The organism is Moritella sp. Urea-trap-13, assembly GCF_002836355.1.
Lineage (GTDB): Bacteria > Pseudomonadota > Gammaproteobacteria > Enterobacterales > Moritellaceae > Moritella.
The window spans coordinates 18,768-43,751 of record NZ_PJCA01000030.1 but is presented as its reverse complement, the minus strand read 5'-3'; the positions used below and the strand labels follow the sequence as shown (position 1 = coordinate 43,751).

The 24,984-nt window shown below is 41.3% G+C and carries 25 protein-coding genes; 10 read left to right on the top strand and 15 right to left on the bottom strand.

What is annotated here, in order from left to right; genetic code table 11:
- The 8 genes from rodA to leuS form a co-directional block, all read right to left on the bottom strand.
- Positions 1-1,101 (bottom strand): rod shape-determining protein RodA, encoded by a 1,101-nt coding sequence (gene rodA, locus CXF93_RS07665; protein WP_101061840.1) that lies wholly within the window; start codon positions 1,099-1,101, stop codon positions 1-3.
- Positions 1,101-2,960 (bottom strand): penicillin-binding protein 2, encoded by a 1,860-nt coding sequence (mrdA, locus tag CXF93_RS07660; protein ID WP_101061916.1) that lies wholly within the window; start codon positions 2,958-2,960, stop codon positions 1,101-1,103. Before mrdA ends, rodA begins: the two co-directional genes overlap by 1 nt.
- A 5-nt stretch (positions 2,961-2,965) precedes the next feature.
- Positions 2,966-3,436 (bottom strand): 23S rRNA (pseudouridine(1915)-N(3))-methyltransferase RlmH, encoded by a 471-nt coding sequence (rlmH, locus tag CXF93_RS07655; RefSeq protein ID WP_101061839.1) that lies wholly within the window; start codon positions 3,434-3,436, stop codon positions 2,966-2,968.
- 4 nt (positions 3,437-3,440) lie between these two features.
- A complete protein-coding gene (gene rsfS, locus CXF93_RS07650; RefSeq protein ID WP_101061838.1) occupies positions 3,441-3,770 on the bottom strand; it encodes a ribosome silencing factor in 330 nt (109 codons plus the stop codon).
- A 68-nt stretch (positions 3,771-3,838) separates the two neighbouring features.
- Positions 3,839-4,522, bottom strand: a complete 684-nt coding sequence (nadD, locus tag CXF93_RS07645) for a nicotinate-nucleotide adenylyltransferase (RefSeq protein WP_101061837.1) — start codon at positions 4,520-4,522, stop codon at positions 3,839-3,841.
- A gap of 71 nt (positions 4,523-4,593) precedes the next feature.
- Positions 4,594-5,631 carry a DNA polymerase III subunit delta gene (holA, locus tag CXF93_RS07640; protein WP_101061836.1) on the bottom strand — a complete coding sequence of 346 codons (1,038 nt, stop codon included), beginning with the start codon at positions 5,629-5,631 and terminating at the stop codon, positions 4,594-4,596.
- The gene (lptE, locus tag CXF93_RS07635) at positions 5,631-6,353 is read right to left on the bottom strand and encodes an LPS assembly lipoprotein LptE (RefSeq protein WP_101061835.1); all 723 of its coding nucleotides are present in this window, start codon (positions 6,351-6,353) and stop codon (positions 5,631-5,633) included. The genes holA and lptE overlap by 1 nt, the downstream gene beginning before the upstream one ends.
- Before the next feature lie 204 nt (positions 6,354-6,557).
- Positions 6,558-9,149, bottom strand: coding sequence for a leucine--tRNA ligase (gene leuS, locus CXF93_RS07630; RefSeq protein WP_101061834.1), 2,592 nt, complete (start codon positions 9,147-9,149; stop codon positions 6,558-6,560).
- A 414-nt stretch (positions 9,150-9,563) separates the two neighbouring features.
- Here leuS and CXF93_RS07625 point away from each other — a divergent pair, with 414 nt between their 5' ends.
- Complete coding sequence (locus CXF93_RS07625; protein WP_101061833.1) at positions 9,564-9,986, top strand: hypothetical protein; 423 nt, start codon at positions 9,564-9,566, stop codon at positions 9,984-9,986.
- Between the two features lie 119 nt (positions 9,987-10,105).
- Here CXF93_RS07625 and CXF93_RS07620 read toward each other — a convergent pair whose 3' ends face one another.
- The gene (locus CXF93_RS07620) at positions 10,106-10,339 is read right to left on the bottom strand and encodes a hypothetical protein (RefSeq protein WP_017222733.1); all 234 of its coding nucleotides are present in this window, start codon (positions 10,337-10,339) and stop codon (positions 10,106-10,108) included.
- 307 nt (positions 10,340-10,646) lie between these two features.
- On the opposite strand from CXF93_RS07620, the gene CXF93_RS07615 reads away from it, so the two are divergent.
- Both CXF93_RS07615 and thiI read left to right on the top strand, forming a co-directional pair.
- Complete coding sequence (locus CXF93_RS07615) at positions 10,647-11,876, top strand: DNA ligase (RefSeq protein ID WP_232784140.1); 1,230 nt, start codon at positions 10,647-10,649, stop codon at positions 11,874-11,876.
- Between the two features lie 177 nt (positions 11,877-12,053).
- Positions 12,054-13,508 carry a tRNA uracil 4-sulfurtransferase ThiI gene (gene thiI / locus CXF93_RS07610; protein ID WP_101061831.1) on the top strand — a complete coding sequence of 485 codons (1,455 nt, stop codon included), beginning with the start codon at positions 12,054-12,056 and terminating at the stop codon, positions 13,506-13,508.
- Positions 13,509-13,644: 136 nt separating this feature from the next.
- On the opposite strand, the gene CXF93_RS07605 is transcribed toward thiI, so the two are convergent.
- Both CXF93_RS07605 and CXF93_RS07600 read right to left on the bottom strand, forming a co-directional pair.
- Positions 13,645-14,544, bottom strand: a complete 900-nt coding sequence (locus CXF93_RS07605) for a ketopantoate reductase family protein (RefSeq protein WP_101061830.1) — start codon at positions 14,542-14,544, stop codon at positions 13,645-13,647.
- Complete coding sequence (locus tag CXF93_RS07600) at positions 14,537-14,884, bottom strand: VanZ family protein (RefSeq protein WP_101061829.1); 348 nt, start codon at positions 14,882-14,884, stop codon at positions 14,537-14,539. Before CXF93_RS07600 ends, CXF93_RS07605 begins: the two co-directional genes overlap by 8 nt.
- A 247-nt stretch (positions 14,885-15,131) precedes the next feature.
- Between CXF93_RS07600 and CXF93_RS07595 the strand changes: the two genes are divergently transcribed.
- Positions 15,132-15,614 (top strand): YajQ family cyclic di-GMP-binding protein, encoded by a 483-nt coding sequence (locus CXF93_RS07595; protein WP_101061828.1) that lies wholly within the window; start codon positions 15,132-15,134, stop codon positions 15,612-15,614.
- 87 nt (positions 15,615-15,701) lie between these two features.
- Here CXF93_RS07595 and CXF93_RS07590 read toward each other — a convergent pair whose 3' ends face one another.
- Together CXF93_RS07590 and CXF93_RS07585 are read right to left on the bottom strand one after the other, a co-directional pair.
- Positions 15,702-17,081 (bottom strand): AmpG family muropeptide MFS transporter, encoded by a 1,380-nt coding sequence (locus tag CXF93_RS07590; RefSeq protein ID WP_232784139.1) that lies wholly within the window; start codon positions 17,079-17,081, stop codon positions 15,702-15,704.
- Between the two features lie 140 nt (positions 17,082-17,221).
- On the bottom strand, positions 17,222-17,563 hold the full coding sequence (locus CXF93_RS07585; protein WP_101061827.1) for a hypothetical protein: 342 nt from the start codon (positions 17,561-17,563) through the stop codon (positions 17,222-17,224).
- Between the two features lie 348 nt (positions 17,564-17,911).
- Here CXF93_RS07585 and CXF93_RS07580 point away from each other — a divergent pair, with 348 nt between their 5' ends.
- Positions 17,912-18,436, top strand: a complete 525-nt coding sequence (locus CXF93_RS07580) for a peptidylprolyl isomerase (protein WP_198551621.1) — start codon at positions 17,912-17,914, stop codon at positions 18,434-18,436.
- A gap of 118 nt (positions 18,437-18,554) precedes the next feature.
- Here CXF93_RS07580 and CXF93_RS07575 read toward each other — a convergent pair whose 3' ends face one another.
- Together CXF93_RS07575 and CXF93_RS07570 are read right to left on the bottom strand one after the other, a co-directional pair.
- Positions 18,555-19,115, bottom strand: coding sequence for a YajG family lipoprotein (locus CXF93_RS07575; RefSeq protein WP_101061825.1), 561 nt, complete (start codon positions 19,113-19,115; stop codon positions 18,555-18,557).
- Position 19,116: 1 nt separating this feature from the next.
- Positions 19,117-20,244 (bottom strand): methyltransferase, encoded by a 1,128-nt coding sequence (locus tag CXF93_RS07570; protein WP_101061824.1) that lies wholly within the window; start codon positions 20,242-20,244, stop codon positions 19,117-19,119.
- A 73-nt stretch (positions 20,245-20,317) separates the two neighbouring features.
- On the opposite strand from CXF93_RS07570, the gene CXF93_RS07565 reads away from it, so the two are divergent.
- The 5 genes from CXF93_RS07565 (at position 20,318) to CXF93_RS07545 (ending at position 24,981) form a co-directional block, all read left to right on the top strand.
- A complete protein-coding gene (locus CXF93_RS07565) occupies positions 20,318-20,629 on the top strand; it encodes a BolA family transcriptional regulator (RefSeq protein ID WP_101061823.1) in 312 nt (103 codons plus the stop codon).
- 412 nt (positions 20,630-21,041) lie between these two features.
- Complete coding sequence (locus CXF93_RS07560; protein WP_101061822.1) at positions 21,042-22,382, top strand: Na(+)-translocating NADH-quinone reductase subunit A; 1,341 nt, start codon at positions 21,042-21,044, stop codon at positions 22,380-22,382.
- A gap of 2 nt (positions 22,383-22,384) precedes the next feature.
- Positions 22,385-23,593 carry an NADH:ubiquinone reductase (Na(+)-transporting) subunit B gene (locus tag CXF93_RS07555; protein WP_101061821.1) on the top strand — a complete coding sequence of 403 codons (1,209 nt, stop codon included), beginning with the start codon at positions 22,385-22,387 and terminating at the stop codon, positions 23,591-23,593.
- The gene (locus CXF93_RS07550; RefSeq protein WP_101061820.1) at positions 23,586-24,359 is read left to right on the top strand and encodes a Na(+)-translocating NADH-quinone reductase subunit C; all 774 of its coding nucleotides are present in this window, start codon (positions 23,586-23,588) and stop codon (positions 24,357-24,359) included. The genes CXF93_RS07555 and CXF93_RS07550 overlap by 8 nt, the downstream gene beginning before the upstream one ends.
- Positions 24,352-24,981, top strand: a complete 630-nt coding sequence (locus tag CXF93_RS07545; RefSeq protein WP_101061819.1) for an NADH:ubiquinone reductase (Na(+)-transporting) subunit D — start codon at positions 24,352-24,354, stop codon at positions 24,979-24,981. Before CXF93_RS07550 ends, CXF93_RS07545 begins: the two co-directional genes overlap by 8 nt.
- Positions 24,982-24,984 lie beyond the last annotated feature (3 nt).

Sequence of the window (24,984 nt, the reverse complement as noted above, 5' to 3'; positions counted from 1 at the left end):
TCAACTTAAGCGACGGTGTGTTCTTACAGACATTAGAATGCCAAATCCGGCCATCAATGTCACCATCGAAGTGCCGCCATAACTAATTAAAGGCAGTGGTACGCCCACTACCGGTAATAATCCACTGACCATGCCTATATTTACGAACAAATAAATAAAGAATGTCAGGATGATACTGCCAGCAATAAGGCGCTCAAATATACGTTGGCCCTGCAATGCGATAATTAAACCGCGGCAGATCACAAATAAATACAGTGATAGTAATAAAATAACACCGAATAACCCGAATTCTTCACTAAATACCGCAAAAATAAAATCGGTATGGCGTTCGGGTAAAAAATCCAGCTGTGATTGGGTACCCGATAACCAACCTTTACCCCAGAAACCGCCAGAACCAATGGCAATTTTAGATTGAATAATATGATAACCAGAGCCAAGCGGATCTGTTTCTGGGTTTAGGAAGGTTAATACCCGTTGTTTTTGATAGGGGTGCATTAAAAAGAACCACAACACAGGTGCAAACCCAGACACGATCCCAAGTGCAATCATTACTAAGCGCCATGACATACCGGCCAAGAAGATCACAAATATCCCCGATGTAGCAACCAATAGCGACGTACCAAGATCAGGTTGCTTGGCAATTAGCAAGGTCGGGATGAGCACCATAATTACAGCGGTAATGATGGTTCTAAAACTCGGCGGTATTTGCTGGTTGCTCATGTAGCGGGCAACGGCTAATGGCATCACCACTTTCATTATTTCAGACGGCTGGAATTTTGTAAAACCAAGATCAATCCAACGCTGTGCGCCTTTACCTACATGGCCAAACAGTAATACCGCGATTAATAACAGGGTACCAATGATAAATATCGGGAATGCCCAGCGTCGATAGGTCGATGGTGATATTTGTGCTAAGGCAAACATAACCGCCAAGGCAAGGATCATTCGAATCACTTGTCTTTCCATTAATGCCATGTCAGCGCCGCCTGCGCTGTAAAGCACGACAAGGCTGACACCCATGAGGCTTAGTAGGCCAAATAATAACGGGAAATCGATATGTAATTTATACCAAATACTTTGATTATGGCGACGATCTGGCATTAATTTTCCTTTTTATTATCAAAGTAGACATCAAATAAACGACGTGCTGATGGCGCAGCTTGCGAGCTACCACCCCCGGCATTTTCGAGAATAATCGTGGCTGAAATTTCAGGTTCTTCAAACGGAGCATAAGCGACAAACATGGCATTATCACGTAATCGTTCGCGGATCTTGCTGGCATCGTATTTCTCTTCACCAAGTTGGTATAACTGTGCCGTACCTGATTTACCGGCTGCGCTATATTTGGCTTTGGCAAAGGCGCGACGTGCGGTACCGTTACTCTTCGTCACCACACCGTGCATACCATCTTTGGCTACTTGCCAGTGGCTTGGATCTTTTAATTTTAGTGGCGGTAACTCGACCACAGGTTTAAACACATCGCCATTGGTGTATTTTATATCTCTGATCAGTTGCGGCACGGGACGTAAACCTTTACTGGCGACAATACCGGTTGCTTTGGCCAGTTGGATTGGAGTCGAAGACCAGTAACCTTGGCCAATACCCACGGAAATCGTGTCACCTTGATACCAAGGTTCATTGTAACGTGCTCGTTTCCATTCTCGTGAGGGCAAAATTGCATTGGTTTCTTCTCTGACGTCAATGCCGGTGTAGTCTCCAAAGCCAAACTCGCTCATGAAGCTATTAATTTTATCAATACCGACATTATAAGCGAGGTTATAAAAGAAGGTGTCCGAGGATTGCTCGATAGCGGTATAGACATTAATTTTACCGTGTCCCCAACGCTTCCAGTCACGGAAACGACGTTTGGTATTTGGGATCTGAAACCAACCACGGTCATTGATAATAGTGCTCGGCGTGATAGCGCCATCTTCTAAACCTAAGATGGCCAGTTGTGGTTTAACGGTTGATGCCGGCGGATAACGACCTTGTGTGGCACGGTTAATCAACGGGCGATCTTTTGACTGTAATAGGCGGTTGTAGTTTTTACTGCTAATACCATGCACGAATAAGTTTGGATCGTAACTCGGGCTTGAGATCATCGCTAATACTTCACCGGTTTTTGGTGCTAGTAAGATGATGGCGCCACGACGACCAGCTAATTCTTGTTGCGCTTTAAGCTGCAAACGAATATCGATATTTAAATACAGGTCATTACCAGGTACGGGCTGGGTTATTTTCAGTGTGCGTACGATCTTACCGCGATTGTTGACTTCGACTTCTTTAAAGCCTGGCTCACCATGGAGGGTTTTTTCGTAATAACGCTCGATACCTTGTTTGCCAATATCATGGGTAGCGGCATAGATAGCGCGTGAACCACTTTTCTCTAAGCGTTTAAGGTCATTACTGTTAATTCTAGCAACGTAACCGAGTGCATGGGTAAGCGCATCGCCAAACGGATAATAACGTTTTAATCGTGCTGTGACCGAAATACCTGGGTAGTTATGGCGTTGCACTGAAAATAGGGCCACTTGAGATTCAGATAAATTGGTTAATATAGGCACTTGTTTAAAACGACGTTGGCGTTTTAAACGGATATGGAAATCATCAATATTATCTGCAGTGAGATTTAATAGCGTGGTTAATTGTGCAATTGTGGCATCAATATCGGTAATTTTTTCTGGTACCATATCTAGGCTGTAAACGGGTTTGTTTTCAGCTAAGAGGATGCCATTACGGTCATAGATAAGTCCACGATTGGGCGCGATAGGCACTAGCTTTACGCGGTTTTCGTTCGAGCGGGTTTTATAAGCTTGATATGAATCGACTTGTAAGTAATAAAGATTACTTAATAGCAAGCCAAGTACGCAGAAAACAAAAATAAATGAGACCATGATGCGACGGCTAAATAATGCTGTTTCCGCAGAATGGTCTCGTAAGGTTATACGCTTCCTTGCCACCAATATTACTCTCTATGATAAGGATGGTTTGTTGTAACACTCCAAGCGCGATATAACGCTTCGGCAACCACTACACGTACCATCGGATGTGGCAAGGTGAGTGGTGACAACGACCAGCGCTGTTCCGATGCTGCGATGCATTCTGGGGCAAGTCCTTCTGGGCCGCCTATTAATAGGCTAACGTCTCGACCATCATGCTTCCACTTATCTAGTTCAACGGCTAGTTGTTCAGTAGTCCAAGGTTTGCCGGTAACTTCCAGAGTGACGATGCGATTACCTTTCGGAATAGCTTGCATCGTTTTAATGCCTTCTTGTTCTAAAATCCGTTTGATGTCGGCGTTTTTACCACGCTTACCCGCACTGATTTCAAGTAATTCAAAAGGCATATCTTTAGGGAAGCGACGTGCATATTCTTTATACCCGATTTCTACCCATGCTGGCATCTTACTGCCAACTGCAACTAGCTGAATCTTCATTTGACTATGCCCCTACAGACTGCCAAAGTTGTTCTAGTTGGTAAAGATCACGCGTTTGTTGTTGCATGATGTGTACAACTACATCACCCATATCAACTAAAACCCATTCACTATCTTCCATACCTTCAATGCCCATCACGTATACTTCGTGACTTTTAGCTTCAAGGTAAAGGTGATTAGAAATCGATTTTACGTGAGTTTTTGATGTACCTGTACATACGATCATTACATCTGTTACAGGTGATCTACCTTTAACATCAACAACTTGGATGTCGCGGGCTTTCATGTCTTCAATTTTGTCTAGTACAAATGCTTGCAGTTCAGAAGTTTGCAAGGGTCCTCCAGAGGAACTTTATCGAGTTAACCGCGAATTATAACAGTGAATAATGTCTAAATATATACCTAGCTTGTACTTGAGCTAGTATCTGCTGTCGTTTTCGCATACAAATTGTTTTTATGTATATAAGACAACACATTATCGGGTAATAGATATTGAGGGTTTTGTTGGTTTTCAATTAACTGACGGATCCGTGTCGCCGATATTTCTAACTGTGTGCTGGGCCAGAGTAAAATACGCCCTTGCTTTTGTTGCTGTAGGACTTCGACATCGGTTGTTTGTACTTGTTCAAATAATTTTTGCACTTCAGGTGCTAATGTTAATGCATAGTTAGGACGATAGCTCACCACTAGATGACAGTAGTCGAGTAATTCTTGCCAGCGATACCAAGTGTGCAGACTATTGAGTGAATCAAGGCCAATTAAAAAGCACACCGGGGTGGTTGGGTTTTCAGCGGCAAGCTCAATTAAAGTATCAATGCTATAAGAAGGTGTTGTACGGTTTAATTCACGGGTATCAACAGTTAACTCTGCACAGTTTTCTACCGCTAATGACGTCATAGCCAAGCGATGTTCTGCATTTGAACCTGGCGCCGCACGATGCGGGGGGATGTGATTGGGCATCAATCTGACTTCAGCTAAATTAAGCTGTTGTAACAGATCCAAGCAAGGACGAAGATGACCATAATGGATCGGGTCAAATGTACCGCCTAAAATACCAATAGCGCGAGTCGGGGTAAAATCAGTCATAAGTAGCCGTTCGTTATGAATAAAGACACCAAATTATCTTGATCGGATAAAGTGATGTCCATAGGGTAAAGTTATTTAATTTCAGCATGATGAAAGTTAGGTAGTAAAGTCGAGTCGGTAAAGCTAATACTCAACATTTGTAATGATAACCAGGGATCAATACTGCTGCTGGTTTTGATCGCACTATCAACACTGGAGCACAGTATTAACATTTGCTCAATTTTGCTTAATGATAAGCGACTTAAGCAGGCATTAATAATTTGTTGGCGACCTGCCCATAAACGCTGTTTTTTCATTTCATCAATCACAGATAGCCCTTGCTGTTGCATCAAGCTGTAATGATAAAGCTGATTGATTTCTTTGTTTAGTGCCCAGTTAATGACAATCGGGTCGACACCTTCGGCCTGTAATTGTTGTAGGATCCGCTGCCCGCGATTTACTTTACCGGCAAGCAACGCATCAACCAGTTGAAAACTACTGAAGTGTGAATGTTGGGTAATTGCTGCCTGCAGTTGTGCCAAGGTGAGAGTCTGGCCTGGGTGGAGCAGGGATAATTTATCAATCTCTTGCTTGGCAGCTAATAAATTACCTTCAAAGCTACGGCAAAGCAGGGTTATCACATCTGCTTGGGCATCAAGGTTGGCGCGTTTAAGGCGATGGCGCATCCAGTTAGCAAAAAAACGCCCTTCGGGATGACCTACTGGAATGAACAGCGCATTTTTGAAGTACTGCAGGAACCATTTAGCGCTTTGCTGAGCTTTAGTCAGATATGGACCACTGATAATAATAATGAGATCAGGGTTAAGTAGCTTAAACAAATCATTCAGTTGGCTAATATCTTCTTTCGTTGGTCTTTTTTCAAAGATCAGTTCAACGGTTTGACGACTGGAAAATAGCGACATGGATTGGCAGGCATTAAACACCGCTGGCCAGTCCATGATTGGTTCAGCATGAAACTTATGATGTTCGTCAAAGCCGACTTTCTGCGCGGCGGCTTTAATCTGCTCAATCGCTTCCATCTTTAATAACGGTTCTTCACCGAATATTAAATAGCAGGGTTTGATTTCAGTTTTTAAGTACTGATCGAGTTGCTCTGGATAAACGCGCATTAGTTAGCTTCAAATGTGATATCTGATTCAGCATTCAGTTCGGTATTAAGCTCTGTATTGAGTTCGCTATTCTGCGCCGATTCTTCATCGCTATTGCCAGTTGTCTGTGGGTCAATAACAACTTGGCTTAGTGTGCGGACAACCTGTTGTGCTGCCGCTTCGCGTAATTCTCGAATTAATAATTCCGATTCACGTGAACGTGCTAATGCTTCTTGCGAGTTGTTTAATTGATCACGTTGCAGGGCGATAGTGAAATACTGAGGATCTTGATTAGGCAAGCGAACTTCCATTTCTAAGACGTAGCTAAGTTCATATTCCGCAGCTGTTGCATCTGAATACAGTGATACAGTTCGTGAACCAGTACTTTCTGACATAATTCTAAGTACAGGGGTTTGCGAGTTTAATAACGCTGGATCCATTGCGGTTATTTTAGTTTGGGTCGAATCTTCACCCATATCATCTGACGCGTTATCGCTTTCTGTTGTTAACGATTCCATGCTCGTAACAGTTGGTTTGACGAGATTGATTTGGTTGTAGCGTAATTCTCTTTTGATTAGGCGGGTTAGATCAGAGTACTTACTCGATACTAAGGTTAAATTACGTAATTCATTGGGAATACCACTGCCATTTTTTAAATGGAAGCCGCAGCCGCTAAGCACTGCTGTTACCAAGAAGATGCAAGTTAGTCGAATAAAACGTGGTGTCAGTGCCGATGCGTTCATAATGCCTACAAAATAGATAAGTTAATTGCCGCTAATTTTACACGTAATCGAAAAACAAAAAAGCCCTAGACTCTACTATAAAAATAAAAGCAGAATGCAGGGCCTATTATTTGCGTACTATTTACAGCTAAGTGGTTATAAATCGACTAATAACAGCGTTAATTGATCATCTAATTACGCTGTTATTAGTGCTGATAAATAGTCTTAGTTAGCAACAATATTCAGTAGTTTACCTGGTACGAAAATGACTTTACGTACTGTTTTACCGTCAGTGAACTTAGTCACGTTTTCATCTGCATTTGCTAATGCTTCAACAGATTCTCGTGTTGCGTCAGCTGGTACTGTTAATTTAGCTCGCAGTTTACCGTTCACTTGTACGATGATTAGTTTTTCAGATTCAACCATTGCAGCTTTATCAGCTACAGGCCAAAGTGCTTCATCTATGTTACCTTCTTGACCTAATTTGCCCCACAGTTCAAAACAGATGTGTGGAGTGATAGGTGCAAGTAGACGCACAACCGCCACTAATGCTTCTTGCAGTAGGGCGCGATCTTGCTCTGACTCTTGTGGCGCTTTAGCTAGCTTGTTCATTAGTTCCATAACAGATGCAATCGCCGTGTTGAACGTTTGACGACGTTCGATATCATCAGATACCTTAGCAATTGTTTTATGGATCTCACGACGTAGTTCTTTTTGCTTGCCGTTAAGTGCTGCAACATCTAACGCTACAACGTCACCTTTACTGATGTGGTTGTAAGCTAATGTCCAGATACGACGTAAGAAACGGTGTGCGCCTTCTACTGCCGAGTCTTGCCATTCTAGTGTTTGGTCAGCGGGTGCTGCGAACATCATGAATAGACGTACTGTATCAGCACCAAAACGTTCGATCATTGTTTGTGGGTCAATACCATTGTTTTTAGACTTAGACATTTTTGTCATGCCTGTATAAACAAGTTCATTGCCTTCATTGTCGATGTACTTAGTTGGTTGACCTTTGTCGTCACGCTCAACGGTTACATCTAATGGAGAAACCCAAACACGGCCGCCGTTGTCGTTAGTGTAGTAGTATGCATCTGCAAGTACCATACCTTGACAAAGTAGACGTTTGAACGGTTCGTTGCTATCAACCATTTGCTCATCACGTAGCAATTTATGGAAGAAACGAGCATATAGTAGGTGCATACATGCATGTTCAATACCACCAACATACTGATCTACTGGTAACCAGTGATTAGCATCTTCACGGTTAAGCATTTCAGTTTCTGATGTTGCGCTACAGTAACGTGCATAATACCAAGACGATTCCATGAAGGTATCGAAAGTATCTGTTTCACGTAGTGCAGGTTGACCATTGTATGTTGTTTTAGCCCATTCTAAATCAGCTTTAATTGGACTTTGAATGCCGTCCATTTTCACATCTTCAGGTAAGATCACTGGAAGTTGGTCTGCAGGTGTTGGTACAACTGAACCATCTTCAAGTGTCAACATTGGGATTGGCGCGCCCCAATAACGTTGACGAGAAACACCCCAGTCACGTAGACGGAAGTTAACTTTCTTGGTGCCTTGACCGTTCGCTTCTAATTTAGCGGCAATTGCATCAACTGCTGCGCCAAATTCTAAACCGTCGAATTCGCCTGAATTAAATAGCACACCTTTTTCAGTGAATGCTACTTCAGATACGTCTAATTCGCTACCGTCTACTGGTTTGATTACCGGTACGATATCGATGCCGTATTTAGTTGCGAATTCATAGTCACGTTGATCGTGAGCAGGAACCGCCATTACAGCGCCAGTGCCGTAGCCCATTAATACGAAGTTAGCTACGTATACAGGTACTTTACGACCGTTTAATGGATGAATAGCGTATAGGCCAGTAGCCATGCCTTTCTTTTCCATTTTCTCTAGATCAGCTTCAGCCACTTTCATGTTTTTACATTCAAGGTTGAATTCTGCTAGTGCTGGGTTTGTTAATGCTGCTTGCTCTGCAAGTGGGTGACCTGCTGCGATACCTACATACGTTACACCCATTACTGTGTCTGGGCGTGTTGTGTATACAGATAACTTGCTTAGTTCATCCGTTTGGTCTGCAACTGCAAAGTCTAGTTCGATGCCTTCACTGCGGCCGATCCAGTTACGTTGCATGGTTTTAACTTGCTCAGGCCAGCCGTCAAGGTCATCAATAGATGTCAGTAGCTCGTCTGCGTACTCTGTGATCTTAATAAACCACTGTGGAATTTCTTTTTGTTCTACAGGGGTATCACAACGCCAGCAGCAACCGTCATTTACTTGTTCGTTAGCCAATACAGTTTCATCGTTTGGACACCAGTTAACTGATGAGGTCTTCTTGTAAACTAAACCTTTGTTGAACAGTTTAGTGAAGAACTCTTGTTCCCAACGGTAGTATTCAGGAGTACAGGTTGCAATTTCACGACTCCAGTCATAACCAAAGCCTAAAGACGTTAGCTGACCTTTCATGTAATCGATGTTTTCATATGTCCAAGGCGCAGGTGCAGTGTTGTTCTTAATTGCTGCATTTTCAGCTGGTAGACCAAATGCATCCCAACCGATTGGTTGCAATACGTTTTTTCCTTGCATACGTTGGAAACGTGCGATCACGTCACCAATGGTGTAGTTACGTACATGGCCCATGTGTAGTCGACCACTTGGGTATGGGAACATAGACAAGCAGTAGAATTTTTCTTTAGTTTCGTCGTTTTTTACTTCGAATGTTTTATTTTCTTGCCAGTGTTGTTGAACCTGAGGTTCGATACTGCTTGGAGTATATTGTTCTTGCATGGGTAATATCCAGTCTGTTCTTGGTAGGATTTATAAACAAAATTTTGCCATAGAATACCTTAGCACAGTGAGGGCAACAAGTTTCATTTGCAGATAGCGATAAGTTTTCCTTAGTGATAATGCGGATTGGGCTCTTTTGCAAGGAAACTATGTGATGCAGACCGCTTGTTGGCTTGTGATTTTGGCATATACTTAAGCTATAGCAGTGGCTGTTTTTATGTTTACAAGGTGTTGGTTATTGCTGGGTGTGAATAGTTTTACTGATCAATATAGATGACGTGTTATTAATAAATACCAGTTAACTGTTATTACATTAATTCGGAGGTTTATATGGCTAAGCTCAATACTCAATATCGAAATACAGTACGGCACTTATCTGTACATCCTCTGAGCTATAAGGGGAGGGAACAATTTATGGGTAATGATTTTACGCAACGATTTGTACTGAAAGCTGAAGCTTACTTAGGTGCGGCGGGGGATTTGACTAAAAAAGAATTAACCGAAGCATCAGCCTATATTCGCCATGATGTTGGTGAATTAAATAAAGATTATCAAACCAGTGTTGCTGACTTTAAATTATCGGCGTGGTATCAAGCGTGGGATAAAATCACCTGGGGAACATTAGCGTCGATAACCGACAAGACTCAAGTAGAATGGACTGAAGTCGGTGATGACCTAGAGCATCAAGGACGTTATCAAGTTGGTGATGAAGTGGGATTTGGTGTGTTAACTTGTGTGCGCTGTGGTTACCAAAAAGAATTATTTCATCCTGCGCTGGTATTATCTTGTGCGAATTGTGATGGTAAAGAATTTATGCGTGAAGGTTTTGAACCGTAATCCATAACGATATATTTGATTATGTTAAAACGGTAATTAGATAAATGGTCAGCGTCATATCTGCTGACCATATCCTTGGTGGCTAGCTATTGGCTAGCTATTGGCTAGCTATTGGCTAGTTAAAATGATTCATCTATTCTGACGCTCGGAAAGCCAACTTGTTGTGCGGTGGCGGTGGCAATATCTAAGTTTCTATAACATTTCTCATGGCCACTAAAATCAGTAAGTGGAATAATATCGCCATTCTCGGATTTAAATTCTACTATCCACCCGTTAGCAACTAGCGATGGTTCGACAATCGCTTCGACTAACTCATGCCTGTGATACATGCTTTTGATATCGGAAAGTTGCATGGTAATACCTCTCGGAGCAGAATTTTGGGAATTATAATCTTAGTGTAGTTGATGGTTAAGTAAGTTCAAGAATATCGATGGGTAAATGTGCAGTGCAGATAAACTCAACTCTCGTCAATAAACCTCGTAAATAAGCCTCGTTAATACGCATTAATCGAGTCACTGATTTGTGATCAAGCTCGATTAACAGTACTTGAAAGTTACTCTCTTCGACGCTTCTGTATCTCGCAGTGAAATTAATCAGTGTACTTTTATTATCTTTATCATACTGAGTTATATCACCGTATTGTTTGGAACTCAGATGCTTATGCGCACTTACTCATTACTGTTACCATTATTCCTATCAAACACTCAGCAACTGCTAGCCGCAGATGTTATGCCGGCGTTATCAATCCATCTACCAGCTGAAACTATCGATACTACCGACACTCATTCCCGTTGCCCAAGTGTGCTTAATCAGCATCGTATCAGTTATTTAGAAACGCAAATCATTAAACATCGACAGATTTATTATGCTGGCAAAACACCATTATTACATGATGGTGAATTTGATTTATTAGTGGATGAACTGGCGGTGTTATCGCATTGTTTATCCCCGGCATTAACGCAGGTTGGGAGTAAGGTCGAACAATATAATGCTCGACAACCGCACCGAGAGCAGATGCTCAGTTTAAACTCTGTGCGGGAAAGAAGCCTTGTCGATAAGTTTTATCAACGCCATCACGACCAGCAATTATTAGTACAACCTAAAGTTGATGGGATGGCGGTTGAACTGGTTTATGAAAAAGGCATATTAGTGGCGGCATCGAGCAGAGGCAATGGTAAACAAGGTCGAGATTTATTAGCACTGATGCTACGCAGTCATGCGGTCGATAGTATTATCGCTTATCCACATACCTTGGTTATTCATGGGGAGTTATATGTTGAGCAAAAAGATTGGCAGCAGCGCGGTAAGTATGTGTCTTCTCGCCATATGACCGCGGGTATTACCAGTCAATTGTCTCCAAAACAAATCGATGTCATGAGTCTGCGCTTTATGCCTTGGCGTTGGGTTGATAGCCCTTATAAAGATGAAATCATGAGTTTAGTTCAGTTAGCCATGCTCGGGTTTGCGGATATGTCGAAAATGAGTCATGCCATCGACAGCCCTAAAGACATTGATTATTGGTTAGCGCATTATCAAAATACAGAGACATTATTGCTCGATGGTATTGTTATCAAATTGGCCAATAATGTCCAGCAACGTCAATATGGTCAAACTCAGCATGCTCCGCGTTGGGCGTTGGCGCTAAAATTCACTGGTCCGAAAGGCTTAAGTAATGTCATCGATATTACTTATCAGGTGGGTAAAAGTGGGCGAATTACCCCGGTTGTTCATGTGCAACCACTGGCGTTGTCGGGACATCAAGTAACACGTGTTTCAGGACGCTCCCAGCCGTGGTTATTACAGTCTAAGATTGAAGTTGGTAGCCAAGTCGAAATTGAGCTGGTAGGGAATGCAATACCGCAATTAACCAGGGTGGTGAGCAATCGTTAGCATCTTGCATATTTAGACATTTTGGGTATACTGCTGTCCAGCAACAGGAACGGGCTCATCTAAAGGTGCGCCCGTTTTTTTTATTTTGATTTAAGTTAATCGAATATATCAGCTAAACACCCAGCGCGATGAAATGCTGGGCCAACTGTTTGTTTGAACTATGATGTAGGCAAAACCATGAAATTTATTGTAAAGATATTCCCAGAAGTAATGATGAAAAGTAAATCCGTGCGTCAGCGTTTCAGTAAAATGCTGCAATCGAGTTTACGTAATATTTTACGTCGTGAAGATGAACATGCTCGCGTGATCCTTGAGTGGGATAAGATTGTTGTTCGTACTACCGACGACAGTGATAAAAACCGCGACTTCTATCGTGAAGTATTAAGAAATACTCCGGGTATTGCCCATTCATTAGAAGTACACGAATCTACTTTTACCGATCTGGATGATATTTTCCAACAAGCATTACCAGTTTATAAAGACTTGCTTGCGGGTAAAACATTCTGTGTACGTGCTAAACGTAACGGTAAACATGATTTTACTTCGATTGACGTAGAACGTTATGTTGGCGGTGGCTTAAATCAGCATACTGATGCAGCTGGTGTGAAATTAAGAAAACCACAAGAAACGATTAAAATCGAAGTTGAACACGAAAAGCTTTATTTAGTGACTGAACGCCACGAAGGCCTGGGTGGTTTCCCAATGGCTGGACAAGAAGATGTTCTATCATTAATGTCAGGCGGTTTTGACTCGGCAGTATCAAGCTACTTAACGATTAAACGTGGTAGTCGTACGCATTTCTGTTTCTTCAATCTTGGCGGTGATGCGCATGAGATTGGTGTGAAACAAATTTCATATTACTTGTGGAACAAATACAGCTCATCACACAAAGTTAAATTTATTAGTGTGCCGTTCGATCCCGTTGTTGCAGAGATCTTAGAAAAAGTAGATAACTCGCAAATGGGTGTAGTACTGAAACGTATGATGATGCGCGCAGCGTCTAAAGTTGCAGAACGTCTCGGTATTGAAGCGTTAGTAACGGGTGAAGCTGTAGGCCAAGTATCAAGCCAAACTATCCGTAACTTATCGTTAATCGATTCCGTTACTGATATGTTGATCTTACGCCCATTGATCGTGGCTGATAAGCAAGACATTATTGATACGGCGCGTAAAATTGGTACGGCTGAATTCTCTGAAACAATTCCTGAATACTGTGGTGTTATTTCAAATAAACCAACAGTAAAAGCAGTGAAAGAGAAGATTGAAGCGGAAGAAGCTAAATTCGACATGGCATTGATTGACCAAGTTGTTATGGATGCTAAAGTGATCGATATTCGTCAAATCGCAACCGAAACACAAGAACAAGTAAGCGATGTTGAAGCAGTAACTGAAATCGCAGCAAACGAAGTGATCTTAGACATTCGCAGTATCGATGAAGTTGAAGATTCACCACTTGATGTTGATGGACTTGAAGTGCAACACATGCCTTTCTTCAAGTTAGGTAATCAGTTCGGTGAATTAGATCAAGACAAGACTTACTTACTGTACTGTGATCGTGGCGTGATGAGTAAACTACAAGCGCTTTACCTGATTGAGAAAGGTTATGGTAACGTGAAAGTTTACCGTCCTTAACTTTTAATATCCTTAAGCAATAGCATTACTGAGGTTTCGGTCTTAGTGAGGTTATGAGTAAAAGCCAGCAAGTGATTGCTGGCTTTTTTGATCTTGGACTAAACTAAATCGCGCTAAACTAAATTGTGCTCTTGGATTAAGCGGAAGTCGTTTCTTGCGCTTTGATTTGCTCGAACAAAGCTTGGTTAGTCGGCATGGGAATACTATAGGCATTTGCTACTTTTAAAATATAACCGGTAATGAAGTCAATTTCAGAAGGTCGATTAAAGTGACGATCTTGGTGCATTGAAGAGTAGTTTTCAGCAGTGCGTGTTATGACGTTATCAACTTGTGCTTGTAGCTCCGCATAAGACCAGGGTAAGCGGGCTTTTTCACAGACTAATGCTAACTCTTGCACCACCTTCACCACCTGCGGATGTAACGCTGGATTAGCCAATTCACCATTGTTGCATTGATGGATCGCGGTTAATGGATTTATTGCACAATTAATCACGAGTTTAAGCCATAGTTTCTCACGAATATCATCACACCATGTTAATTCTTCCAGAGCCCATAGTTGACTGGCAATGTCTTTATAGCGCTTGGCTTGGTTGTTGAATGGCCCCAACCAAGTAACACCAGCGCCAGTGTGGCGAATATGCTCGTCAGAGACTTTCAATACCCCATTGGATGTGGTGCCGACCATGATGGCGTTACGCGGGAATAGTTTTTCGGTTTGCTCTGCAGTGCCCATGCCATTATGTAGCAGCACGATACAACAATGCTTATCGATTTGTGATTGGAGTAAGGTCAGCGCAGGCAGTACATTTTGGGCTTTGAGGGTGACCAGTAAAAAATCACATTTAGGCGTGAGCTTACCTTGTGCCATGACGGTATTACTGCTGTTTTCAGCCGCTAAGTTTTCAAAATTAAAACTGCGGATATGTGGTTCACTCTCGGGACGTAAAACAAAAGCGGCATGTTGGCCTGATTTCAATAACTTCTCTGCAAAGAAGTGCCCGATAGCACCGGCACCGAGAATGTTCCAATTAGCCATGTATTTTTGCTCGTAATGGTTGAAGAATTAAGTAACTGGTAATACCGATTAAATCGGCGAGAATATCCCAGTAACTGGTTGTGCGACTGGGTATCATACCTTGAATGAACTCAATAAAAATACCGAATCCAAGTAATGTCATAAACAGCGTAATGGTTCTGTTGGGGAAACTATAATCAAACAGTAAGGCTAATGACGCAAAGGCAATTAAGTGGTTTAATTTGTCGTAGCCTAATTGCGGGATATCAGTTGTTGCTTTGCCAAACGCAATAATGCAGATAGTGAATATGACCATGGCTAATAACAGTCTAAACCAAAATTTATATTTGTTTAATGCCATACCTATCTCAACAAAATGGAGCCTAATGCAATTATAGTCGTTTATTTATTGTATTTAGTTCGCCAGTTGTTAGCGACCATTTTTATTTATCCGGGTTCATATATCTGTCGGTGGCAGCGATGCTATACGTATAACGTCTAATAATCGTTACTTAATGCAATGGAGTGGCTTACTTCGGTAGTTAATGGTTGAACTACCGCTATCATCTATTAGATAATCAGATCATTATAAATGATAGGATATGATGATGCCGCAATTTGATATTATTTCTGAAGTTGACATGGTTGAAGTGAAAAACGCAACTGACAATGCAAACCGTGAATTAAGCACACGTTTTGATTTCCGTGGTGTTGAAGCAAGTTTTGAACTGATTAAAGAAAAAGTAAAAATGCGTACTGATGAAGATATGCAACTTCGCCAAATGGCTGATATTTTACGTAGTGCCTTAGTTAAGCGTAATATTGATTCATCTTCGATGAGCGTAGGTAAAACTGAATTTTCAGGTAAAACTTGCAGTGCAGACGTTGAGTTTATGCAAGGCGTTGAAGGCGCAGTCGCTAAAAAAGTTGTAAAAGCAATTAAAGACAGCAAGATCAAAGTACAAGTTTCTATTCAAGGTGACAAAGTGCGCGTTGTTGGTAAGAAGCGTGATGACTTGCAAGCGACAATGCAATTAATTCGTACTTCAGATTTGGGTCAACCATTCCAATTTGATAACCAAAGAGATTAGATCTGAAGGCTTTATTTTAAAGTGATTTAGTTCTTCATAGTCATAAAAAAGCCTAACGGGTTGATACGCGTTAGGCTTTTTTTATGGCTATGATTCAATCCATTTAAAACGCTTAGTAATCTGCATGTAAATTAATACGACAATAAAGCTCACTGGAATAATCCCTAAGAACGCAGTGCCAATGAAGAAGGCTGAATAATCCCACGCATCTACAATCACCCCTGAGAATCCGGCAATAAATTTCGGCAGTAATACCATGATGGATGAGAACAGAGCATATTGGGTTGCAGTAAACTGGGTATTGGTTAAGCGTGATAAAAACACCACAAAGGCGCAAGTGGCAATGCCGGCACTTAAATTATCAGCACTAATCACCAAGGTTAATAGCAGCAGGGCAGGGTCTTGCGCTTGTAACCAAGTCTCTGGCAATATCAAAGCCAATACTGCCATTAATTGACTGGTAGCCATGCTACCTGCCATCCAATGAAACAGCACATTGGTCAGCGCCGCTAAAACACCGCCGAGTAATAAGGTAGCAAGTAGGCCAAAACCATTAACTAATAATCCGCCTAAACCAGCGCCTACCAATGTCATGACTACACCAAATACTTTGGCAACGGTGGCCACTTCGGCTTTTGAGTAACCCATGTCGACATAAAAGGGGTTGGCCATAATGCCCATGACAATGTCACTGATACGATAAGTGATAACAATACCGAGCAACAGTAGACAGGTTTTGCCATAACGTTGGAATAGGTCTATAAGCGGTTTAACGATACCGGTAATAAGGAAATCACGGATGTTATGCACGGTTTGTACTTTATGTTTGGCGACGGGTTCTTTGGAAAGCAAGGTGGCAAACACCCCGAATAACATGAACAGCGCCATACAAGCATAAGCAAACTGCCAAGCCGCGGCATTATAGACAGCGCTATTATCGTAAAATGCAGCGATGGCTAATGAACCAGCACCAGCCACGATCATAGCAAGACGATAGCCGGTCATGTAAGTGGCCGCCATTGCGCCTTGTAGTCGGCTATCCGCACTTTCAATTCGAAACGCATCAACCACGATATCTTGGGTGGCAGAGAAAAGCGCTAAACCTAGTGATGCGATGATAAATAAGATCACGCTTTGTTGCGGATCTTGGGTCGCCATAATCATTAGCATAGCAATGATCATCAGCTGTGTGAACAGTAGCCAGCTGCGGCGGCGTCCCAGTTTATTGTGCAACCAAGGTAATTGGATCTGATCGACTAATGGCGACCAAGCCCATTTAAAGCCATAGGCAAGGGCTATCCAGCTAAAGAAACCAATACTGGCACGTTCAACGCCAGCTTCACGTAGCCAAAATGACAGTGTCGAGAACACCAACAGGATAGGTAACCCAGAAGAGAAGCCAAATAATCCCATAAACAGTACTCGGGGATTAAGGTAAATTGATAAGGTTTGAAGAATAGTCGGCAATGTCAGCAATCCATAACGTAAGTGTTTGCTGATACTACCGTATTTTTATCAATTAAATAAGCCCGACAGCAGACTGGGCTTAGTTTAGTCGATGTATTTAAGCGTGAATAATTAACAATCAATTATTCGTAATAGCGAACTTAGTCCAAGTATTCCGTTATAGGTCTAATACCAATACAGTTGTATGGCTTAACTCCTTGACCTTGTAAGAATAAAGCACCAGTGTGTAATTTTTGGCGCAATATACGGTTGGCAAAAATCTGTTGGCTAGACCAGCTTTTTAACTCAAATAGCAGGAACCAAAAAACTTGTTCCTTACAGCTATCTATCGACTCATCAAAAATATCCAAGTCATCCCATTCTCGTAATGTATCCCACAGAAAATGGTTTAGTTGTGAATAAGTAAGTTTCCTCATTAGAAAAAAGTCTAGGTATTCAGCTAAGATGCCAGATTTCTCGTCAATGAACTTTTTCGCTTCCATGCAAATCTCCTCATTTGTTAGTATCTTATTTCAATCCTAGACTAAAATATGTCGCTGTCATGAATAAGCGTATTGTTAATGCGGATTTATGAAAAAAGTGTGAATGATCTCAAAAGATTGGTTTTAATCGGCGCTCAACTTAAAAATGAAAAAACTTCATATTTATGTCATAAATTCGAACAACAATTGCTAAGCTATTGATAGTGGACTTTGAGGTTGCTTGGATAAATAGATCAAACATCTGATATAGTGCCTGTAATACGCTTATTCTTATAACTGAATGGAAGTTACATCATGCGAATAAATCATTTTTTTACCAAGTTATTGTTAATTTTGTGCTCAATATTTATGTTTAATACTGCCTTTGCAGCAGAGACAAAAGCCTTAATCAAAACCAACCTAGGTGATATTACGGTTGAGCTATATCCTGAACAAGCCCCTGTTTCGGTTGCCAACTTTATCAACTATGTTGAACGCGATTTTTACAAGGGCATTATTTTCCACCGAATTATCCCTGGTTTTATGGCGCAAACGGGTGGCTTTAAAGCCAATATGGACAAACAGACTTCCGGTAAGCCAATCATTAATGAAGCGAATAATGGTTTAAGTAATGAACGCGGTACGTTGGCCTTAGCACGCACCAATAACCCCAATTCAGCAACGTCACAATTTTTCATTAATTTGAAAGATAACAACTTCTTAAACCGTTCTGGTTCACAGCCTTCACAAGCAGGCTATGCGGTGTTTGGTCGTGTAATAAAAGGCATGGATGTGGTTGATAAAATGGCGATGCAACCAACGGGTAAGAAACAGCACTACAGTGATGTACCTGTGACTGATATCGTGATTGAAAGCGTGACGCTATTGAAATAATAACATGTAATATTGTTGTTCATTACAAACGTAAAAAAGCCTCGTTGATGATCTTATAATAAGTCACCAACGAGGCTTTTTACGTTATCTACTGCTTTACGCTATGTCGTGTGGTTAATTAGCGTGCTAGATAATCACGGATCTGTTGATCATTAAATATATCGTTCAGTAGTGATGACAATTGCTGTGAAAATTTAGCTTCCAGATCACTCATTGACGGGCTAAACGCGCCTGTTAATGTTGATGCACTGCGAAACTGCTTCGTCAGTGTTTGGCCGTTATTTGCAATTGAGATAATCAATACTAAAGCCGAGTCCGCTTGATGTTCAAAGCTATCTTGCTGAACATCAATTCTCGCCGTTTGCAATTCAAGGTTAATCGCGATATCTGCTTGTGGCGTAAACACTAATCCTTGTTGTTCCCAACCTTGTTGCAGTTTAGCGGTCGTCAGCTTCACCAGTGAGCCTTGATTATTCAGTAGCTGCGCTGGTTCACCGACTTTGTGCACGGCAATTAAGTAATTAGCATCACGAATATCTTTGCTTGTTAGCGTAACCTGAGTTTCGCTGTATTGCGTTGTTAACGGTGCTGGCTCTGCAGTGATATTCACTTGCTGAGGCGCACTGGCGCAGGCTGTTAATAATATGAGGCCGGCACTTAATAGCAATTTTTTCAGCATATTATTTCTGCGCCTTAATAATCACAAACTTAGCATTGGATGCAATAACTTCATGATTATCGAATAAACGATCAAGTTTCACGTGATAGTCAAGATGACGGTTACCAACAATGTAAAGTGCGCCGCGCCAAGCTAATGCTCGGTGTGCATCTTTAAACATTTGCCATGCGATATGGTCAGTAATGGCTTTTTCTTGGTGGAACGGAGGGTTACACAATACCAGATCCACACTGTGTGGTTCATAGTCGTATAAACAGTTATTCACTAAGAATTCCACGTCTGGTTCATGGTTAGCAATGTTCGCTGCCACATTTTCCTTTGCTGATGCGATAGCCATAAATGACTCATCAACAAAGGTGATTTTAGCTTGTGGGTTTAGTTTCGCTGCAGTAATACCGATAATACCGTTACCACAACCTAAGTCGATAATATGCTGATATTCACCTTTTGGTAAATGCTGCATAAAGAAGTTGCCGCCAATATCCAAATTGTTACGTGAGAATACATTGGCATGATTAGAGAGTGAGATATTTGTTTTTGCTACATCCCAAGTCACTGGCGCTGGCACTTCTAATGCTTTGGTTTCAGTGATTGTTGCAAAGATCAAACGTGCTTTTTTCTTTGCTAATGATGTCTTCGTTTCGCCGAGGTATTTTTCAAACAAGGCTAGCGTAGAATTATGAATATCTTTCGCTTTTGCACCAGCTATGATAGTTGTGTTTGGGGTAACAACATGACTCAGCATTGCAAGTTGGTGTTCTAATAAAGACAAAGTGCGTGGGATCTTGATTAATACTAAATCAATGTTTTCCGGTAACGCAGCAAGACAGTCTTGGACTTTTACCTGTTCTGTGCTTAACTCATTTTCATCTAGATTTTGCGCGATGGCCGCATGCGTGATCCATGAATCACTCACTGCTGTGACATTATGCTTATTATAAGCACACGTTAATGCACCAAAACTATCATTGAAGATAAGTACTGAAGATTGCTCAGCAAGCGTTAAATCTGCAACCGTATTAATAATATACTCATCGGCTGAGTCCCATGCTTGCAGTTGCTCAACGCTACGTTTAGGGTAGCGGTACAAAGATAATTCGGTACTTTCAAGAGATAGCTCAGTGTTCATAGTGTGTTCCAGTTAAGGTTGATCGTGCATTTTACACTGTTATTTTACTAAATATATAAAGAAGAGGTTTTAAATGTCATTAGGTAACGATATTCAACAGCAATTATTGGCTAGTTTTGATATTCAGCATTTAGAGGTGGTTTGTGATAGTCATAAACACAATGTACCACTGGGCACTGAAATTCATTTTTCGGTAGTGATCGTCGCCACCGAGTTTGACGGTAAAATGTTGATTGCGCGTCATCGTATGGTTAATACTGCGCTGGTGGCTCAATTTGAAGCGGGTATTCACGCGCTATCCATTCATGCTTACACATCAGAACAGTGGGCTAAAAAAAATGCTCAAGATCAAAAAATACCGGAGTCACCTGACTGCTTAGGCTAATTAACAGTTGAAGTAGAAATATGATTAATTAAATGTTACGGACGTGGTCATATGTTAACTTTTTAGAATTTTATTTCAATTAATAAAGATATCGTTATATATGATTAAAATCAGTGCAAAAAAACCACTGTTCTTGATTTAACATTTAATTTAATTTGATTTTTATTTTCTTAACTCACTGTTTTAATTTGATTATATTTTCATCTAAACAGGTATTAAAAAGTTTGATTTATTAGTGTCTGTTACTTGATGAAGAGCAAGCAATCATCTTAAATTAGTGCTAGAATAACCCCAAATTTTTTGTTAATGAAACCACTCCACTTTGTGAATACTCACTAATTGGTATTCTCGTGTGTGATTTTCACTGACGAAAGTGTTCTTTATCTTCCTAAAAAAAGTAGTGCATGTGAGTATGATTACGATAAAAAAAGGACTGGATCTACCTATCGCAGGTAAACCTGAGCAAGTAATTCATGATGGCCCTGCTATCACACGAGTTGCTGTTCTAGGTGAAGAGTATATTGGAATGCGCCCAACAATGAGTGTTAAAGTTGGTGATCGTGTTAAGAAAGGTCAGGTTATTTTTGAAGACAAAAAGACACCTGGCGTTAAATATACTGCCTTCGCTGCAGGAACAATTGCTGAAGTTAACCGTGGTGCTAAGCGGATCTTACAATCGGTAGTGATTGACGTAGATGGTGACGAGAGTGAGAAATTCGCTCAGGTTACATCAGCTGAAATCGCTAATCTTGACCGCGACGTCGTGGTTAACAATCTTGTAGACTCAGGTTTATGGACTGCATTACGCACTCGTCCATTTAGCCGTGTTCCTGCAATTGATAGTAATGCATCAGCAATCTTTATTACAGCAATGGACACAAATCCACTTGCTGCAGATGCTGCATTAATTATTAATCAAAACAGCGATGCATTTGTTGATGGTTTAAATGTGATCTCACACTTAACAAGCGGTAAAGTTTACGTTTGTAAAGGGCAAGGTCCATTACCTAAATCAACAGCATCAAATGTTGAAGAGCAAGCTTTTGCTGGCCCTCATCCTGCTGGTCTTGCTGGTACGCATATTCATTTATTAGAATCAGCTGGTACTAAGCGTACTGTTTGGTCTATTGGCTATCAAGACGTTATTGCTTTCGGTAAGTTATTCACTACAGGTGAACTACATACAGACCGCGTTATTTCATTAGCAGGCCCTGCTGTGAAAAAACCACGTTTGATTAGCACTCGTCTAGGCGCATCAATTACAGAATTAACTGCAAATGAACTTAATGCTGGTGAAAACCGTGTTATTTCTGGTTCTGTACTATCTGGTGTTCAAACTTACAGTGTAAATGCTTATCTTGGTCGTTATCACAACCAAATTAGTGCGTTGACTGAAGGCCGTGAGAAAGAGTTCCTTGGTTACATGAAACCAGGTAGCGATAAATTTTCTGTAGCGAACGTATTTGCTTCTGCATTCAACCGTGCACGTCAATTTAACTTTACTACAACCACTGGTGGTAGTGATCGTGCAATGATGCCAATTGGTAACTACGAACGTGTAATGCCATTAGACATCTTACCGACTATGTTACTGCGTTCTTTAGTAACGGGCGATACAGATGAAGCGATTACGTTAGGTTGTCTTGAATTAGACGAAGAAGATTTAGCGTTATGTACTTTTACTTGCCCAGGTAAGTACGACTTTGGTCCAATTCTACGTAATTGTCTAACGACAATTGAGAAGGAAGGTTAAGCATGGGTCTTAAGAATTATATCGAAGAGATGGAACATCACTTCGAACCAGGTGGTAAACACGCAAAATGGTTTGCCCTGTATGAAGCTATTGCAACTGGCTTATTTACACCTGGTTTTGTTACAAAAGGTAAAACACACGTACGTGATAATATCGATTTAAAACGTATTATGATCTTAGTGTGGATGTGTGCATTACCTATGGTTTTCTGGGGTATGTACAACATTGGTGCTCAAGCTAATACTGCTATTGCATCAGGTGCTGGTCTTGCATTTGACGATTGGCATGTTGCACTACTAAACATGTTTGGCGTTACGATTGGTGAGGGCGCAGGTGTTATAGCGAATATGCTATATGGTGCGGTTTATTTCCTACCTATCTACGCGACAGTGTTTGTGGTTGGTGGTTTCTGGGAAGTGTTATTTGCGGCAGTGCGTAAGCATGAAGTAAATGAAGGTTTCTTCGTCACATCGATCCTATTTGCACTTATCCTGCCTGCTAACATTCCATTATGGCAAGCGGCTATTGGTATTACTTTCGGTGTTGTAATGGCGAAAGAAGTATTCGGTGGTACAGGTAAGAACTTCTTAAATCCAGCACTTGCTGGTCGTGCGTTCTTGTTCTTCGCATACCCAGCTGATATTTCAGGTGATGCTGTTTGGACTGCGGTTGACGGTTTCTCTGGTGCAACAGCACTAAGCTCTGCAGCAGCTGGCGGTCTTGAAGGCCTAACTAGTTCATTGACTTGGGCTAATGCGTTCCTTGGTAACATGCAAGGTTCTACAGGTGAAGTATCGACGTTAATTATCTTATTAGCGGGTAGCGTATTAATTTTCGCTGGTATTGCATCTTGGAGAATCGTTACTGGCGTAATGATCGGTATGGTAGCGACAAGCTTACTATTCAACATGATTGGTTCTGACACTAATCCAATGTTCGAAGTACCATTCTACTGGCATCTAGTTCTAGGTGGCTTTGCGTTTGGTATGATGTTCATGGCGACTGATCCTGTATCTGCATCGTTTACTGACAACGGTAAATGGGCATACGGTATTCTTATCGGCTTAATGGTTGTACTAATTCGTGTGGTTAACCCTGCATTCCCAGAAGGTATGATGCTAGCAATCTTATTTGCTAACTTATTCGCACCTCTATTTGATCACTTTGTTGTTCAAGCTAACATTAAACGGAGACTTGCACGCAATGGCTAGTAAAGAAACTCCACTGAAAACTATCACAGTCGTTGCGGCGTTGTGTTTAGTATGTTCAATCATCGTATCTGGCGCAGCTGTAGGCTTACGTGATGCTCAAAATGCTAACAAAGCATTAGACAAGCAAACTAACCTACTTTCTGTTGCAGGCAAATTAGAAGCAAATGCGAACGTTGGCGAAATTTACGCTAAATTTGTTGAAGCTAAATTTGTAGATTTAACTACGGGTGAGTATGTTGAAGAAAATGCAGCGACATTTGATCAACTTCAAAACGTAAAAGATCTAACGAAAAGTACTGACTTATCGGGTAACGATGTTGCTGGTATTAAGCGTCGTTCAAATGTTGCTGATGTTTATCTTGTAAAAGATGCGCAAGGTAACATTGAATCTTACGTTTTACCTGTATACGGTCGTGGCTTATGGTCAACGATGTATGCATTCGTTGCAATTGATAAAGACGCTAAAACAGTAAAAAGCATTCAGTACTATGACCAAGGAGAAACTCCGGGTCTAGGTGGTGAAGTGTTAAACCCACTGTGGACAGCTAAATGGGAAGGCAAGCAACTATTCAATGCGAATGGCGACGTTGCAATCCGTGTAGTTAAAGGCGGCGGTCAAGATAAGACTCCTTCAGGTATTGATGGACTATCTGGTGCAACTCTAACTAGCCAAGGTGTTGAAAATACATTCCAGTTCTGGATTGGTGACAGCGGTTTTGGTCCTTTCTTGAAGAAATTGCAAAACGGAGGCTTAAACAATGGCTAAGTCTGACTTAAGAGAAGTAGTTACTTCCCCTATTGTTACGAACAACCCTATTGCATTACAAATCTTAGGTGTTTGTTCTGCTCTAGCTGTAACAACTAAGATGGAAACTGCGTTTGTAATGACAATCGCTGTGATGGTAGTAACTGCCTTCTCAAGTTTCTTCATCTCGTTAGTACGTAACATGATCCCGAACAGTGTGCGTATTATTGTGCAAATGGCAATTATTGCATCACTTGTAATCGTCGTTGATCAAGTACTTAAAGCGGTAGCCTTCCAGCTATCAAAAGAGCTTTCGGTATTCGTTGGTCTAATCATTACAAACTGTATCGTAATGGGTCGTGCTGAAGCATACGCAATGAAGAATAAACCTCTTCCAAGTTTCTTAGACGGTATCGGTAACGGTTTAGGTTACGGTGCTATCTTACTTGCTGTTGCGACAGTACGTGAAATATTTGGTTCAGGTACTTGGTTTGGTATTGAAATCTTACCACTTATCCAAAACGGTGGTTGGTACCAGTCAAATGGCCTACTACTACTTCCGCCAAGTGCATTCTTCATCATTGGTCTATTGATTTGGGGTCTACGTACGTGGAAACCAGAGCAAGTTGAGCCAAAGGGGTAAACG

Bases quoted from the DNA above. Each gene is read 5' to 3' on its own strand.
- rodA (WP_101061840.1), bottom strand. From the start codon at position 1,101: ATGCCAGATCGTCGCCATAATCAAAGTATTTGGTATAAATTACATATC.
- rlmH (WP_101061839.1), bottom strand. From the start codon at position 3,436: ATGAAGATTCAGCTAGTTGCAGTTGGCAGTAAGATGCCAGCATGGGTA.
- nadD (WP_101061837.1), bottom strand. From the start codon at position 4,522: ATGACTGATTTTACCCCGACTCGCGCTATTGGTATTTTAGGCGGTACA.
- holA (WP_101061836.1), bottom strand. From the start codon at position 5,631: ATGCGCGTTTATCCAGAGCAACTCGATCAGTACTTAAAAACTGAAATC.
- lptE (WP_101061835.1), bottom strand. From the start codon at position 6,353: ATGAACGCATCGGCACTGACACCACGTTTTATTCGACTAACTTGCATC.
- leuS (WP_101061834.1), bottom strand. From the start codon at position 9,149: ATGCAAGAACAATATACTCCAAGCAGTATCGAACCTCAGGTTCAACAA.
- CXF93_RS07625 (WP_101061833.1), top strand. From the start codon at position 9,564: ATGGGTAATGATTTTACGCAACGATTTGTACTGAAAGCTGAAGCTTAC.
- CXF93_RS07620 (WP_017222733.1), bottom strand. From the start codon at position 10,339: ATGCAACTTTCCGATATCAAAAGCATGTATCACAGGCATGAGTTAGTC.
- CXF93_RS07615 (WP_232784140.1), top strand. From the start codon at position 10,647: ATGCGCACTTACTCATTACTGTTACCATTATTCCTATCAAACACTCAG.
- thiI (WP_101061831.1), top strand. From the start codon at position 12,054: ATGAAATTTATTGTAAAGATATTCCCAGAAGTAATGATGAAAAGTAAA.
- CXF93_RS07605 (WP_101061830.1), bottom strand. From the start codon at position 14,544: ATGGCTAATTGGAACATTCTCGGTGCCGGTGCTATCGGGCACTTCTTT.
- CXF93_RS07600 (WP_101061829.1), bottom strand. From the start codon at position 14,884: ATGGCATTAAACAAATATAAATTTTGGTTTAGACTGTTATTAGCCATG.
- CXF93_RS07595 (WP_101061828.1), top strand. From the start codon at position 15,132: ATGCCGCAATTTGATATTATTTCTGAAGTTGACATGGTTGAAGTGAAA.
- CXF93_RS07585 (WP_101061827.1), bottom strand. From the start codon at position 17,563: ATGGAAGCGAAAAAGTTCATTGACGAGAAATCTGGCATCTTAGCTGAA.
- CXF93_RS07580 (WP_198551621.1), top strand. From the start codon at position 17,912: ATGTTTAATACTGCCTTTGCAGCAGAGACAAAAGCCTTAATCAAAACC.
- CXF93_RS07575 (WP_101061825.1), bottom strand. From the start codon at position 19,115: ATGCTGAAAAAATTGCTATTAAGTGCCGGCCTCATATTATTAACAGCC.
- CXF93_RS07570 (WP_101061824.1), bottom strand. From the start codon at position 20,244: ATGAACACTGAGCTATCTCTTGAAAGTACCGAATTATCTTTGTACCGC.
- CXF93_RS07565 (WP_101061823.1), top strand. From the start codon at position 20,318: ATGTCATTAGGTAACGATATTCAACAGCAATTATTGGCTAGTTTTGAT.
- CXF93_RS07560 (WP_101061822.1), top strand. From the start codon at position 21,042: ATGATTACGATAAAAAAAGGACTGGATCTACCTATCGCAGGTAAACCT.
- CXF93_RS07555 (WP_101061821.1), top strand. From the start codon at position 22,385: ATGGGTCTTAAGAATTATATCGAAGAGATGGAACATCACTTCGAACCA.
- CXF93_RS07550 (WP_101061820.1), top strand. From the start codon at position 23,586: ATGGCTAGTAAAGAAACTCCACTGAAAACTATCACAGTCGTTGCGGCG.
- CXF93_RS07545 (WP_101061819.1), top strand. From the start codon at position 24,352: ATGGCTAAGTCTGACTTAAGAGAAGTAGTTACTTCCCCTATTGTTACG.